At 43.1% G+C, this 13,872-nt stretch carries 14 protein-coding genes; 4 read left to right on the top strand and 10 right to left on the bottom strand.

Annotated features, from left to right (window positions below; genetic code table 11):
• Positions 1-78: 78 nt before the first annotated feature.
• The 4 genes from IM515_RS06405 to radA form a co-directional block, all read right to left on the bottom strand.
• Entirely contained in the window at positions 79-534 is a 456-nt protein-coding gene (locus tag IM515_RS06405) for a DUF29 domain-containing protein (protein WP_287627932.1), read from the bottom strand.
• A 12-nt stretch (positions 535-546) separates the two neighbouring features.
• Positions 547-1,002, bottom strand: coding sequence for a DUF29 domain-containing protein (locus tag IM515_RS06410; protein WP_287627934.1), 456 nt, complete (start codon positions 1,000-1,002; stop codon positions 547-549).
• 63 nt (positions 1,003-1,065) lie between these two features.
• A complete protein-coding gene (gene petL, locus IM515_RS06415) occupies positions 1,066-1,167 on the bottom strand; it encodes a cytochrome b6-f complex subunit PetL (protein WP_002752397.1) in 102 nt (33 codons plus the stop codon).
• A gap of 45 nt (positions 1,168-1,212) precedes the next feature.
• A complete protein-coding gene (radA, locus tag IM515_RS06420; RefSeq protein ID WP_002766575.1) occupies positions 1,213-2,739 on the bottom strand; it encodes a DNA repair protein RadA in 1,527 nt (508 codons plus the stop codon).
• Positions 2,740-2,972: 233 nt separating this feature from the next.
• Between radA and rpaB the strand changes: the two genes are divergently transcribed.
• The 3 genes from rpaB to IM515_RS06435 all read left to right on the top strand — a co-directional run bounded on the left by rpaB (position 2,973) and on the right by IM515_RS06435 (position 4,682).
• Complete coding sequence (rpaB, locus tag IM515_RS06425; RefSeq protein ID WP_002734727.1) at positions 2,973-3,701, top strand: response regulator transcription factor RpaB; 729 nt, start codon at positions 2,973-2,975, stop codon at positions 3,699-3,701.
• Between the two features lie 9 nt (positions 3,702-3,710).
• Positions 3,711-4,352, top strand: a complete 642-nt coding sequence (locus tag IM515_RS06430; protein WP_008206296.1) for a cofactor assembly of complex C subunit B — start codon at positions 3,711-3,713, stop codon at positions 4,350-4,352.
• A 144-nt stretch (positions 4,353-4,496) separates the two neighbouring features.
• Positions 4,497-4,682 (top strand): hypothetical protein, encoded by a 186-nt coding sequence (locus tag IM515_RS06435; protein WP_061433146.1) that lies wholly within the window; start codon positions 4,497-4,499, stop codon positions 4,680-4,682.
• Positions 4,683-4,768: 86 nt separating this feature from the next.
• Here IM515_RS06435 and IM515_RS06440 read toward each other — a convergent pair whose 3' ends face one another.
• From IM515_RS06440 to IM515_RS06460, 5 genes are all read right to left on the bottom strand, one after another.
• Entirely contained in the window at positions 4,769-5,443 is a 675-nt protein-coding gene (locus IM515_RS06440) for a dual OB domain-containing protein (protein ID WP_287627937.1), read from the bottom strand.
• On the bottom strand, positions 5,431-5,877 hold the full coding sequence (locus IM515_RS06445) for a DUF488 domain-containing protein (RefSeq protein WP_002804177.1): 447 nt from the start codon (positions 5,875-5,877) through the stop codon (positions 5,431-5,433). The genes IM515_RS06440 and IM515_RS06445 overlap by 13 nt, the downstream gene beginning before the upstream one ends.
• On the bottom strand, positions 5,813-6,514 hold the full coding sequence (locus IM515_RS06450) for a DUF488 domain-containing protein (RefSeq protein WP_061433144.1): 702 nt from the start codon (positions 6,512-6,514) through the stop codon (positions 5,813-5,815). Before IM515_RS06450 ends, IM515_RS06445 begins: the two co-directional genes overlap by 65 nt.
• Positions 6,515-6,631: 117 nt before the next feature.
• On the bottom strand, positions 6,632-9,265 hold the full coding sequence (gene cphA / locus IM515_RS06455) for a cyanophycin synthetase (RefSeq protein WP_287627938.1): 2,634 nt from the start codon (positions 9,263-9,265) through the stop codon (positions 6,632-6,634).
• Positions 9,266-9,369: 104 nt separating this feature from the next.
• Positions 9,370-10,224, bottom strand: a complete 855-nt coding sequence (locus tag IM515_RS06460; protein ID WP_043996481.1) for a cyanophycinase — start codon at positions 10,222-10,224, stop codon at positions 9,370-9,372.
• 373 nt (positions 10,225-10,597) lie between these two features.
• On the opposite strand from IM515_RS06460, the gene trmD reads away from it, so the two are divergent.
• Positions 10,598-11,293, top strand: a complete 696-nt coding sequence (gene trmD / locus IM515_RS06465) for a tRNA (guanosine(37)-N1)-methyltransferase TrmD (RefSeq protein ID WP_287627940.1) — start codon at positions 10,598-10,600, stop codon at positions 11,291-11,293.
• A gap of 46 nt (positions 11,294-11,339) precedes the next feature.
• Here the strand turns inward: trmD and pglZ are convergent, their stop codons facing one another.
• The gene (gene pglZ / locus IM515_RS06470; RefSeq protein WP_287697927.1) at positions 11,340-13,871 is read right to left on the bottom strand and encodes a BREX-1 system phosphatase PglZ type A; all 2,532 of its coding nucleotides are present in this window, start codon (positions 13,869-13,871) and stop codon (positions 11,340-11,342) included.
• Between the last annotated feature and the right edge of the window lies 1 nt (position 13,872).

The raw sequence follows: 13,872 nt of genomic DNA on the forward strand, positions 1-13,872 counted from the left end.
GGTTTCTTCTAACCAAAGAGAATCATCAATTTCGTAGAGAGTTTTTAAGTCGGGAATAACAGTCATTTTTTATCTCCTTTATTCGTAAGGTGGTAGCCAATTAGGATCGAGAAGTTCTGCTAAACTGTAGGGACAAGTATCAGGGAAAGTAACTTTATTCTTTGTCTTTTTCCGCACAAAGAAAACTGCATCTTCATAAATGCTAGTTAATTCATTTTGTAAATAATTACGGAGATTGGTGGTTAAGCCTCTTTTTAGCTGAATTTGAAAGTTGACTATTTCTAACTCCCAGTGATCCTGATTATATTCTCTTTCCCTTGTCCAAAATTGTAATAATAAACAATGTCTGATTATTTGCTGTAAAAAACTAGCAGCACGAAACTTTTTCTCGTTTCCCAAGTCTTCTAACTCCTCGATTAAGTTTTCTAAATCTAAAGCGTCAAATCTTTTCGCTTTTAAGAGTTCGATGGTTTCTTCTAACCAGAGAGAATCATCAATTTCGTAGAGAGTTTTTAAGTCGGGAATAACAGTCATTTTTTATCTCCTTTATTCGTAAGATGGTAGCCAATTAGGATCGAGAAGTTCTTCTAAACTGTAGGGACAAGTATCGGGAAAGTTGACTTGATTATCAGTTTTTTTACGAACGTATTGCCGGGACTCAAAGTAAATTTGCTCAAATTCCTGTTCTAGATATTTGCGAAGATTTGTGGTTAAATAGCGCTGTAACTGATATTGAAAACTTATTATCTCTGCTTGCCAATGAGCCTGATTATATTCTCTTTCCCTTGTCCAAAATTGCAGTAACAAAGCATGACGAATAATTTGCTGTAAAAAACTAGCAACACGAAACTTTTTTTCGTTTCCCAAGTCTTCTAAGTCCTCGATTAAGTTTTCTAAGTCTAGCGCTTCAAAATTTTTAGCCTTGAGCAGTTCTATAGTTTCTTCTAACCAGAGGGAATCATCAATTTCGTAGAGAGTTTTTAAGTCGGGAATAACAGTCATTTTTTATTTCCCCTAGAATTGGCAATAGTGACCAGTTAAACCGATCACTACAGCTTTTATATACTAGATAATTTTAGCGGAGCGCAGACCGAAAAAGAGACCGAGGGCAATTCCGGTAAAAACGATCAGATAACCCGCTAAAGCGGCAACAGCTAACACAGACATGGTGAAAATCTCCCAAGTAATTTAATCTTTTTTAGCATTGTACCGTTATTCTTGCCCTTCCCCTTCCTCGTCTTCCAGATCTTCCCCAAAGCGCTGCTGGGGGGGAATTGCGGCGACAATTGCCTCGATTACCTTACCGACTGGAACAATTTCTAAGCCCACATCTTCGGGATAAACTTGACCTCTGGGGACAATTGCCCGTTTAAAGCCCAATTTCGCCGCTTCTTTTAATCTTAGTTCCATTTGCGACACTAAGCGCACTTGTCCGCCTAATCCCACTTCCCCGATTAAGACTGTGCGCGGATCCACGACTCGATCGCGAAAACTAGCGACAACAGCGATCGCAACTCCCAAATCCGCCGCCGGTTCTTCCACTCCCAACCCTCCCGCGGAGGCAACATAGGCATCTAATTTCGATAAAGGAATGCCGACGCGCTTTTCTAAAACGGCGAGAATTTGCTGTAATCGGTTGTATTCTATGCCAGTAGTCGATCTTCGGGGGGAAGCATAACTGGTAGGGCTAACTAATGCCTGTAACTCCACCACAATCGGGCGTGTACCTTCACAGGCTACCACCGTCGCCGTACCCGGGGAAAATTCGTCGCGATTGCCTAAAAACAATTCTGAGGGGTTTTCCACTTCCACCAAACCGTGATCCACCATCTCGAAAATACCGATCTCATGGGTTGCTCCAAAACGGTTTTTCACGGATCTTAAGAGACGATGGGAGGCATAGCGATCGCCTTCAAAATATAACACCGTATCGACCAAATGTTCCAAAACTCGCGGACCTGCGATCGCCCCTTCTTTAGTCACATGACCGACAATTAATAAAGTAATATTCTCCCGTTTTGCCACCTGCATCAAGGCGGAGGTACATTCGCGAACTTGGGCGACGGATCCCGGTGCGGAAGTTAACGCCCCAAAATAAAGAGTTTGAATACTGTCAATTACCGCCACCTGTGGGCGTAGAGATTCTAATTCCCGCAAAATTTCCTCTAAATCAGTTTCTGGCAGAACATAGAGATGATTATCGAGTTCTGCGGTTGATTCAGAGGCTTTGTTCTCCTTGCCATTGCCATTATTTTCCGACTCCACGGGAACCACTCCCACCCCTAAACGGGCAGCCCGCAGTTTAATCTGTTGTCCCGATTCTTCGGCGGAAACGTAGAGGATGCGCGGTAATCTTTGGGCGAGTTGGTTGGTAACTTGCAGTAAAAGCGTCGATTTGCCGATACCCGGATCGCCGCCGATTAGTACAAGAGAACCGGGGACGATGCCACCACCGAGAACGCGATCGAATTCCCCGTAACCAGAGGGAAAACGTTCCTGTTCATACTGGGTAATTTCCGAGAAGCGCACCGAGATGCGCGGTTGCGGGTTGCGTTGCCCTTTGCCGTTATTTGGGCGACTATTTTGCCATCCTGGGCGATTTCCCGCCGGATTATTGCCACCAGCCATCACTTGTTCTTCTAGCGTCCCGTAGGTGTCACAACTGGGGCATTTTCCCAACCATTGGGGAGATTCCGCCCCACAAGCGCTACAGATATATATTGTTCGCGATTTCGCCATGTTTTTTAAGAAAAGTTGAAGAAAAGTGGTTTGAGGATCAATTCTCTTGTCAAATTTAATTAAGTATGATAGAGGGGAAGGAAGATCCTAAAGTTATTGATAATTGCCATAAAAGAAATAAAATAAGAAATTTAGGCTTAATGATAACGGCCAAAGGATATTCTATAAACAGGAACGCTCGTTATTTAACTTTAAAATTCATCACACTATTTAACTAAGGAGTGTTAATTCAGTTGGAGAACCAGAAGGAAAAAATTCTCGTTGTTGATGATGAAGCCAGCATCCGTCGTATCTTAGAGACTCGTTTGTCGATGATTGGTTATGAAGTCGTCACCGCCGCCGACGGAGAGGAAGCTTTAGAAACCTTCCGCACCGCCGAACCCGATTTAGTGGTTTTGGATGTGATGATGCCGAAATTAGACGGTTACGGTGTCTGTCAGGAACTCCGCAAAGAATCGGATATTCCTATCATTATGTTAACCGCTTTGGGGGATGTGGCCGATCGAATTACCGGGCTAGAATTGGGCGCGGATGACTATGTAGTTAAACCTTTTTCTCCCAAAGAACTCGAGGCGCGGATTCGTTCGGTGTTGCGTCGGGTAGAGAAAAATGGCGCTCCGGGGATTCCTAGTTCCGGTGTGATTCATATCGGTTCCATTAAAATCGATACCAATAAACGCCAAGTTTATAAGGGGGATGAACGCATCCGTCTGACTGGTATGGAATTTAGTTTACTGGAATTATTGGTCAGTCGCTCGGGAGAAGCTTTTTCCCGCTCGGAAATCCTTCAGGAAGTTTGGGGTTATACCCCCGAACGTCATGTGGATACGCGGGTGGTAGATGTGCATATTTCCCGTTTACGAGCCAAATTAGAAGATGATCCCAGCAATCCTGAGTTAATTCTCACCGCTAGAGGTACAGGCTATCTTTTCCAGCGGATTTTAGAACTAGACGAGGAATAGTTTTCAGCTATGGCACCAGCTGATCCCAATCGTATTTTAAGACTGTTACCCCTGTTCGCCGGCATCGTCGGGGGTACGGTATTAATGTTTAATCGTTTTGCCACTGCCGATTTAACCCCATCGCAAGCGCGTTCCGATGTGATGGGAGTGATTTTGAGTGGGGTTTTAATTTTGGTGGGTTTAATCTGGCAAAGAGTTCAACCCCGCTTACCGGATGCTGTGGAATTAATCGGGCGCGAAGGTCTGGAATTTGCCCCAGATTTGCCAGAACCGGTTAAAATTGAGCTTGCTTGGGCTTCCCATTTACTTTTAACTAACACCGTGACAAAATCTCTGATCGTTTATTATCGGGGAGAAGTTTTATTACGTCGCGGTATCTTAAGCCAGAATTCTGAAGTTAAAGTTAGTAATATTATCAAAAGAGTTTTAGAAACCGGTAAAGCCGTTTATTTAGTTAATTTAAATTTATATCCCGCTAAAATCGAGTTTGACTATTTGCCAGAAAACACCCAGGGCTTAATCTGTCAACCCATCGGTAAGGAAGGGGTGTTAATTTTGGCGGCAAATGCGCCGCGCAGTTATACTAAACAAGATGAAATTTGGATCGAGGGAATTGCTGATAAATTAGCCGACACTTTCAGTCAGTTTTAGACGATTTCAGTTGAGTAGGGAAAAAAGATGCCAAGAATCCAGTTTAGCAATCTTCATATCTGGTTGTAGGGCGATTTTGTCCAAAATTGGCACAAAGCAAGAGAATTGCTTGAGTATCGGCGGCGAACATCTAAGAATCTCCCCATGAATTCATCTACTTTTGATCGCTTGATTACCCGCGGCGAAAATTTCGATGCAGTATTAGCGATCGCCAAAGTAACCACTTCTATTCAGATTCTACCAGTTTATTTTCCCTTGATCGCTCCAGCATTTATGCTAAATTTACTGGTAGAATACTGGGGATTTACCCCGCCCACTTCAGTCTGTTAAACTCCACTGTTCATAGCTCTGAAAATTTCACGAACAGAGATTTTTTCGAGCAAACAACCTATAAAAAAGTTGTCTAGCCGTAATTCCTATAATTCAATTACAGCTGCTATTAATTTCCAGCAGGGAGCTTCTCCTTCCCAATTTGCCGAAGAGACCCAAGTCAGACTAAGACTGACGGTAACAAAACAGTTTTGCTGAGGTTGATAGCCTGTATTTAATTTCTCGACAAATACGGGATCAGTTATCTTTGCTTCTGTCAAACTGTTACCATTCGCTGTTGTAATTGTGCCACGCCACTCAAAATTTCCTTTTGAATTTTCTTTTTGATATACTCTAAAACTCTGCACATGAATCAACTGGAGAGTATAACGTTGATTGAAATTAAGGTTTTTCAAATAAGAAGGATTAACATATTTAATTGAATTGTGCAGTATTTTTGTTGGGGTTCTACAATACTTTCCCAAATCATTGATATTGAATCTACCTACACATTTCCATTCACCGGGTAAAACGGAAAGATTTTCCGATTCAAACCCAAAATCATTGCCAGTATCAGCAAGGGGAATTTCGAGAATATCTAAAACTTTTGGTTCTTTATCAGAAATTAGTCTAACTGATCGTGGAACCCTGCCATCTTCTGGATAAAGAGAATCACACACAGGACGAACCCAATTTCCTGAACTAATATCAATTCCAGCGATACAGCGTTCATTTAATTTCCATGAATTAGCAAGACAGACAATTTTTTTCAGAGATGACATATATTGATATTCCCCCATTTCTCCTTTAAATATTCCGCCACTAAACGACGGTGACAATTATGAGGTTTTGCCTCACTACAGAGTAAACAAGCGTTATTAATTACATCTGGAGAAACTTTTGTTTCAATCCTCCGGCTACTAATAAGTTGTCTAAATTTTTGTTCGTATATTGTCCAATCAACTTTTTTCTTTTTATATTCATCAAGAATATCTTGAGTTGGAGCTAAGTCTAAAACATGAACATAGTCAATTCCACCGATGACTTTTAAAAAATATTCTAGGTCAGCTTTTTTACTAAATCCTGCTAACTGGGAAACATTATTTAAACGAGTATCTATAACTCTCTTAACACCAGCTTTTTGTAAGTCATCAAAGAACTTCTGTGCAGTCTTTTGAGTAAAGCCGATTGTAAAGAGATTGATTGTCCTGTTCATCTTGATTACCACTTGTTTCTATATAAGCAATTGCATCACCCTGAAGCTTATAAGCTTTCTCCAAACATTCTGCTTTTGTGAGAAGATTGCTATTTGGCTCGACAAATAAAGAAAGCTGAATTTCTTTTTGACTACTTGCTGAAAAATCGGTCAAACTATGTTTAAACAGCATTCTTTCTTCCAGATGGTCATGAGATTCCAAGTCACCATTTTTGAGAATATGATAAATATCTAAATCGCAATGACGTAGATGTTGACAAACCAGAATCGCTCTATGACATTCAATCGGGTCTTTCTCCGCACACATAAGGGCAATTCGATGTTTTTTCACTCCCTGTAAAATTCGTTCAATTCCATGATTAAAAGCAGATGTTTTCGCAATTTTTTCGTATAAAGCTTGACCATTGACATAACATTCTTGGCTGCTCGGTCTGGCTCCTAATTCCTTGCCCAAAAACACATAGTAAATGCCTTCACTTTTTAAAGCATTTGACAATATTGACTGATTAAAATGCTTGAGAAATCGGCTATAAGGATGAGAACGAACATCAGCAAGGGCAGTTATATTATGCTTCTTAAGTAGAAGCATAAATGAGGCAATTTCGTGATTAGAGTGACCGATGGTGAATAACTGCATCAATATTATTATTCCTTCGATGAAAGCCTACAATAATCATTGTAGATCAACGATTGCCTAGAGAGGGGAACAGGCCATCGGGCCAGAAGTGACTCTATAGGCAGAATATCCTAACTTCTAACCCTGATTATCGGTAACGGGTCGATGTTTCTCGATCAAATCGATCGCCTGGGTGACACTTTCGGGGAAAATTACCACTAAACCACCCTCAGAAACCGTGCTTAAAGCCTTCTCTAAAGCCTCCGTTTCATCGAGAATAACTTCCGGACGCAAACTGGCATTTTCTTGGCTAATTCCCCGGAGAATTAAATCGGCCACTTCCCCCCGGCGGCGACCGCGAGTATCGTTATCTTCCTTAACAATAATTCGATCGAACATAAGCGCCGATAATTTCCCTAATAAAATTAAATCATCATCGCGTCGATCGCCAGGTCCCCCGACCACGCCGACTTTTTCCCCGGACCAATTGCCGACAAAACCGCCGACGGCTTCGTATCCGGCGGGATTATGGGCATAATCGATTAAAGCGTGATGGTGTCCCAAGTCAAACAGGTTCATCCTGCCGGGGGTCTGGGCCACGGAAGGTTTAAAAGTCCGCACCCCTTGGCGAATTAACTCGATATCGATACCCTGCACAAAAGTGGCTAAACAGGCGGCCAGGGCGTTAGCAATCATAAAAGGAGCCATTCCCTGCATAGTCACGGGAATATTAACCGCTTCCTCGATTCTCAGCGTCCATTCTCCCTCTAGAATCGACAGATAGCCATTCTCATAAATGGCGGCCATGCCACCGCGACGGATATGGTCGTGAATAATCGGGTTATCGGGACTCATGGAAAAATAAGCGACTCTTCCCTTCACTTTTTCGGCCATACTAACGGTCAAGGGGTCATCGGCATTTAAAACCGCGTAACCCTCGGCGCTAACCACCTCGGCAATAACGCTTTTTACTTTCGCCATCTGTTCGATGGTGTCGATATCACCGATACCCAAATGGTCGGCGGCCACATTTAACACCACCCCCACATCGCACTGATTAAAGGCTAAACCCGATCGCAGGATACCACCCCGGGCCGTTTCCAACACGGCAATCTCCACCGTGGGATCCTTCAAAATCATACTGGCACTGTAAGGACCGGTGTTATCGCCCTTTTCTACCAGATAATCATCGATATATACGCCGTCCGTCGTGGTAAATCCGACTATTTTCCCCGTTTGTCGGCAAATATGAGAAATTAAGCGGCTAGTGGTGGTTTTGCCGTTAGTTCCCGTAATCGCCAGAATTGGCACGCGACTGGGAGTCCCGGGGGGGAATAACATATCGATAACTGGGGCGGCGATATTGCGGGGTAAACCGCGACTGGGGGCGACGTGCATCCGAAAACCGGGGGCGGCGTTGACTTCTACGATCACCCCGTCCACTTCTTTCAGGGGTTTGCGGATATCATCTGTCACCACATCGATACCGGCAATGTCCAAACCGATTAATTTTGCCACTCTTTGGGCGATCCAGACGTTTTCGGGGTGAATTTCGTCGGTACGATCCACGGCGATGCCGCCGGTGCTTAAATTAGCGGTGGCCCGCAGATAGGCGATCGCTCCTTGGGGTAAAATGCTGGTTAATTCATAGCCCTGTTTTCCTAGCACATTAAGGGCGGTTTTGTCAATGGTTATTTTAGTTAAAACGTTGGCATGACCGTCACCCCGGTTGGGATCCTGATTAGTAATTTCGATTAATTCTTCTACAGTTGAGCGCCCATCACCGACGACGTGAGCGGGGATCCGTTCGGCCACGGCGGCGACTTTGCCATTGATGACTAAAATTCGGTGATCACTGCCTTTATAGTACCTTTCTACGATCACGCTGCGGGTTTTCGAGGCGGCACTGGCCAGATCATAGGCTTCCTCTGCTTCCTGTTGATTTTTGATGTCGATGCTGATGCCCCGGCCGTGGTTGCCATCGAGGGGTTTAATCACGATGGGAAACCCTCCCACTTCCTCAATTGCCGCTGACAACTCATCCAAGTATTGAATCACCGTACCCCGGGGGACGGGAATCCCACCATCCTTGAGGATAGTTTTCGTGCCTTCCTTGTCACAGGCCAACTCAACGGCTAAAATCCCCGAAAAACTGCTTAAAGTGGCTTGAATGCGCTTTTGGTGAACGCCATAGCCCAATTGCACCATGGCACGAGCGCTCAGAAGTAACCAGGGGATATTTCTAGCTTGTGCTTCTTTGACGATGGTTTCGGTACTCGGACCGAGGGCGGCATTATTGCATAAATCGCGTAAATCGGCTAAATCCTGGGCCAATTCTTCCTTAGGATAGGTTCCCGTATCGACAATCGATTGACACAAACGCACGGCAGCCCGACCCGCATAACGTCCCGCTTGCTCCTCAACGTACTCAAATACCACGTTATAGACTCCGGGGGTGGAGGTGCTTCTAGTGCGACCAAACCCGACGGGAGTTCCCGCCAATTCCTGCAATTCTAGGGCGATATGTTCGATGATGTGGCCCATATAAGTGCCAGTGCGGACTCGTTCAAAGAAACCGCCGCGATAACCGGGCGAGCAGTAATGTTCGACTAAACTGGGGAGAACGTCGATTAATCCCTCGTAAAAGCCGGGGATTTCATTCGATGGCTTCTCTGCGAGATCCTCGAGATCCAGACGCATAACAATGAGCTTGTCGCGACGAATACTCCAGTAGTTGGGACCGCGCAGGGTTTGGGTTCTGAGAATTTTCATGATGCTGGTGTTCGCTGTTGAGAAGCACAAAGAAGCCGTTGTTTATTGTCTGGTTTTCCGAGATGGGTAAACTGTTCATCGTGAACAGTTTTTCAGGAGTTTTTTTACCCCAATTTAGCGATCACTTGCTGTTTTTTGAGATGATAGCCATCACCGTAGGAAAGAATATGCACCCGCAAATTATGCAGACTCAGGGGTTCGTTAGCGGTGACGTGATGGTGGTTGGTGTGGGACATTTCCCTAGCATCAATTACCGTCACTGTACCGCAGCCGATTACTGTCATCGTGCCATCCCGTTCAAACATAGCGCAGGTATCCTCATCGATGCCAATTCCTAAACGTTCGGGATAACCAGAGATAGCGCTCATTAGCCGGGCCATGCGGTTGCGATTGTGGAAGTGTTGATCGACAATGACTTCAGGAATGAGACCTAATCCCATGGCCATATCCACTAGAGCGCGATTGGGTGCTTCCCCGCTGCTGCCCCCAGCAATCATGTGATGACCCATAACGGCGGCCCCGGCGCTAGTTCCAGCCAAGGTCAGTTCTCCCTGTTGCACTCTTTGTCTGATCCTTTCCATCAGGGGGGTATCGGAGAGCAAACCGCATAAACGCAGCTGGTCGCCTCCGGTCATAAATACACCTGTACACTCTTCGATGTAGGCTTGGAATTGGGCATCTTCTCCCTGCACACGATCGCGAATATCGATAACTTTGACGTATTTTGCCCCCATTTCCTCGAAAATCTTCTGATAGCGATCGCCGATTAAAACCGGTTCTCTGGAAGCGGAGGGAACAATAGCGATCACTGCTTCGCTACCCCCAGCGCGATTCCAAAAGGTATGCAGTATCTCTTTACCGTGGACTTTATCCTCGGCACCTCCAATGACTAAAATCGCCGTTTTGAGAGATACGGGGGTAGGATTTTGGTGGTGTTGGGTTTCTAGCTCGATGATCATGTCACTGAACGAATAGACATTTTTAGGGATGGAAGGTTTTTCGGGAAGATGTACAGGTATCTTGATGTTATTTTCCCTGAGCGGTTGACGGAAAAAAATGCGGTTTAGGAATATTTTTCGGGACATCAAGCAATAGTAGAGGCGATTTTAGCAATTTTCTTCGATCCACTGGCAATGACGGACTGTTAGTTAACTTTTAGTCTAGGCTAGACTTCGATCACTCAAGCTAGAGCCAGAAAAACCCCTAGACAGTACAGCATAGTCTATCATGTTATTGAGATAGACTGGCGCAAAATTAGCAAGATTTTAACTGATCGATCCGTGACACAATGATACATTAAACACTATCCCAGTCTAGGCCTTAATTTTCCCCGTGCAGTTTGACATTATTACTCTCTTTCCCGATTTTTTTACTTCACCGCTGCAGTCGGGGTTGTTGGCAAAAGCTCTCGAACGCGACATCGCTAGGGTAAATTTGGTCAATCTTCGGGATTTTGCCCACGATAAACACCGTCGTGTCGATGATGAACCCTACGGTGGTGGTGTGGGAATGTTATTAAAACCAGAGCCAATTTTTGAGGCGATCGAGTCTTTAGCAATTTTACCACCCCGGGAGATCGTGCTGATGACTCCCCAGGGGGAACCTCTCAATCAAGCTTTACTGAAAACCTGGGCCAGTAGTTATCAGCAGTTAATTCTCATCTGTGGGCATTATGAAGGAGTAGATGAGCGGGTTTGTGAGCATTTGGTGACTAGAGAGGTATCTTTAGGGGATTTTGTCCTAACTTGTGGGGAAATCCCTGCTTTAGCCATTATTAACGGGGTGACGCGGTTGTTACCTGGGACGGTAGGTAAGGCAGAATCGTTGAAATTGGAGAGTTTTGAGGCAGGTTTATTGGATTATCCCCAATATACCCGGCCCCCGGTCTTTCGCGGTTGGCAAGTGCCGCCGGTTTTGCGATCGGGTAATCATCAGGATATCGCTGATTGGCGCTATCAACAACAACTCGATCGCACGAAGGAACGTCGTCCGGATATCTGGCAAAAATGGCTAGAGGAACAGGATTAATCGCCAAAAATGCTCCCGTGGGAAGTGGGGTGTGGGGTGTGGGTGCTTAAAAATCAAAATCACCGGTAAAGGAACGACGGATGGGATAGGAAACAGATTTATATTCTGTAAAATGGGAAGTATTGGTCAGTTTTTCTTCTAATCGTAATAATACCTCTTGATTATTGATATTATTCCCTTGACTGGTTAGGATAAATCTTACTGGAAATTCTCGCTCTCTTGGATTTTCCGATGGGGAATCAAAAGTCAGTTCGTGGAGATCAGAAATTAACTCTCCCATGGGTGTATAGATGCCAGCTTTTAGCCTACGAGGTTGAACTTTATCGGTGACGGGTTTTTGTTGATAAAAAGTAACAGCTAGTTGCCCTGATGTAATGGTTGAGGTAGAGTTACGAATAATTTCCACTTCCACGGTAGAAAGATCCCCTCGTCTTTTTTTATTAACTTTAACAATGGGAATAATAATTTCCTGTAAACTTGCGCCACCATGAACAAAACGACTTCCCGATCCTTGGATTCGTAAACGACTAATAGATTTGGGAATTTGGATTTCTAGTTCTCCCGTTAAACCGATCTGTTGTGCTTTAAATTTTTTGAGTCTATCGGAGTCTTCTAGTGCTTTACCGATCAGAAAACGCCTATTTTTTTTGATGATTTTATCCCCTAGGACTTCCACCGTGGAAAAATCACTATTCTCGACATCACTATGTTGGTAAATGAACCCATGATCTGCCGTAATCAATAGGTTACTGGCATTGGCTCCCGTCAGTTTTTTAATGAGCTTATCGAGTTCAGAAAAGGTGTTTTCAACCACCTGAAAAACTTGTTTTTCTGTTGCTAATTTATCTCCGATCTGATCAATTTGATTGTGATAAACATAAACCACATCGTGATCTCGAAATAGGGAACGACTTCGATCCTGGTTTAATTCTAATAGTTCTTTGGCTTGAATAACTGTTGCTTTTTTTTGTATCTTTTGAAAGGCTTTTTGGATAATTTTACGCCGATTTTCTGTTCCTTGAGAGTCTTGTTGATCTACATAAACAGAATCATCAATTATTTCTAGTGTTTGATTAGGCAAAAGGGCAGCCATTCCCAGTGCAGTATAACTGGGTAAGAGAGTGATAGCAGCTTCTAGGGTGGCTTCATAACGATCCTCTTGACGAATTAAACTGACTAACTCATCCCCGATTTCATAGCGGAGAGCGTCGGAAATAATGACACAAACTTTTTTATCTTTTTTCAAAAATGGTTCTACCCATTTGCTAAAAAATGACCTTTGTGAAGAGAATTCTATCTTGTTCCATTGGGTGACACTATCAACAAAGACTTGCCAAGAACTATTAAGGTTTAAAAGATAGGAATTTACATAACGGTTTTCAATTTCTTGACTAAGTTTTTCTGTCAGAGTAGGTTGAGCAGCCGCCACCAGATGATAAATAAATTTACGGTAGAGTTGATCAATTTTAAACCAAGATTGACAATATTTTTCTAAGCCATCTTTGAGGGATTCGATGGATAAGTTAGCTTCATCTAAGACTTGAATAAACTGTGAGGCATAGTTAACAACTTCGTACAAATGTTTAAATTTTCGATACCAGTATCCTTGTTGACGCTGACGCACAATATTAATAACTTCATGAGTCGCAATGGTTCGATTACTAACCGCTTGAATGAGATCATGAATTATTTTTAGGTCAATTAAGCTAAAATAATCTATTGAGATAAGTTCTTGATAACGTCGCTGGTTGAGTTTTTCCTTAATATTGAGAATTTCAGCACAATGATCGGATAAGCTTTCAAAAGATTTTTCAAATTGACGGCTATCTTTCCATCTGTTGAAAAAAATCAGGGCATCTTGTGTTAGTGTTTCCTGTCCTTCTAAGGCGTAATTATAACAGGATTTAAAGAGTTGTATGACAAAGTCTTTGATACTTAACTCTGAGGAACGATAACCATAAACTTGTTCCATTTGTTGCCAAAGAAATTTAGTTAAACCAGTGCGATCGCAGAGTTTAAATTTTTCGTATTGTTGTTCGGCGTGTTCTTTTAAGAGTTGTTCTACAATGGAATCTAAACGGGGAGGTGCGGCAGTACAAACCGCCAACATTTTTAGGCGAATATTGGTTTTTGTGTCATGGGGTTGAAGTAATTGTTTTAGGGATTCTCGGCGTTTATTAGACAGAAAAAATTCACGATGAGGAGCAAGCACATCGGCAAATTCTGGCCCTAGTTCTAATTCATTTAGCCAAAGAGAAACTTGATCGCTGCTGAATTTTCCCTGTGCTAACTCCACATCTAGTAACCAGTTATCTAAATATTCTGGTTCTTTGCCTTCATGGTATAAGAGGAATTTTTGTTGAGGTTGTTCTTTTAAAATTCGGTATTTTAATCCAAATTCGTTATTTTTTATCTCTATTTTTTCAATGTTTTCTAATTCTAATCTCTCGAAATCTGAGCGTAACTCTTTTTCGGTGTCATACCAAAAAACAATCCGGTAACGCTCAAAAAGTTTAGTTAAGGCTTGTTTAATCTGCTGATTCAAGGGGTTAACCTCCAAAATTAATAAATTATACAAA

The sequence above is a fragment of the Microcystis sp. M44BS1 genome (assembly GCF_020244875.1).
GTDB classification, from domain to species: domain Bacteria; phylum Cyanobacteriota; class Cyanobacteriia; order Cyanobacteriales; family Microcystaceae; genus Microcystis; species Microcystis panniformis.

Excerpts from the sequence above, each read along its gene's own strand:
- IM515_RS06405 (WP_287627932.1), bottom strand. The coding sequence starts at position 534 with ATGACTGTTATTCCCGACTTAAAAACTCTCTACGAAATTGATGATTCT.
- IM515_RS06410 (WP_287627934.1), bottom strand. The coding sequence starts at position 1,002 with ATGACTGTTATTCCCGACTTAAAAACTCTCTACGAAATTGATGATTCC.
- petL (WP_002752397.1), bottom strand. The coding sequence starts at position 1,167 with ATGTCTGTGTTAGCTGTTGCCGCTTTAGCGGGTTATCTGATCGTTTTT.
- radA (WP_002766575.1), bottom strand. The coding sequence starts at position 2,739 with ATGGCGAAATCGCGAACAATATATATCTGTAGCGCTTGTGGGGCGGAA.
- IM515_RS06430 (WP_008206296.1), top strand. The coding sequence starts at position 3,711 with ATGGCACCAGCTGATCCCAATCGTATTTTAAGACTGTTACCCCTGTTC.
- IM515_RS06435 (WP_061433146.1), top strand. The coding sequence starts at position 4,497 with ATGAATTCATCTACTTTTGATCGCTTGATTACCCGCGGCGAAAATTTC.
- IM515_RS06440 (WP_287627937.1), bottom strand. The coding sequence starts at position 5,443 with ATGTCATCTCTGAAAAAAATTGTCTGTCTTGCTAATTCATGGAAATTA.
- IM515_RS06445 (WP_002804177.1), bottom strand. The coding sequence starts at position 5,877 with ATGAACAGGACAATCAATCTCTTTACAATCGGCTTTACTCAAAAGACT.
- IM515_RS06450 (WP_061433144.1), bottom strand. The coding sequence starts at position 6,514 with ATGCAGTTATTCACCATCGGTCACTCTAATCACGAAATTGCCTCATTT.
- cphA (WP_287627938.1), bottom strand. The coding sequence starts at position 9,265 with ATGAAAATTCTCAGAACCCAAACCCTGCGCGGTCCCAACTACTGGAGT.
- IM515_RS06460 (WP_043996481.1), bottom strand. The coding sequence starts at position 10,224 with ATGATCATCGAGCTAGAAACCCAACACCACCAAAATCCTACCCCCGTA.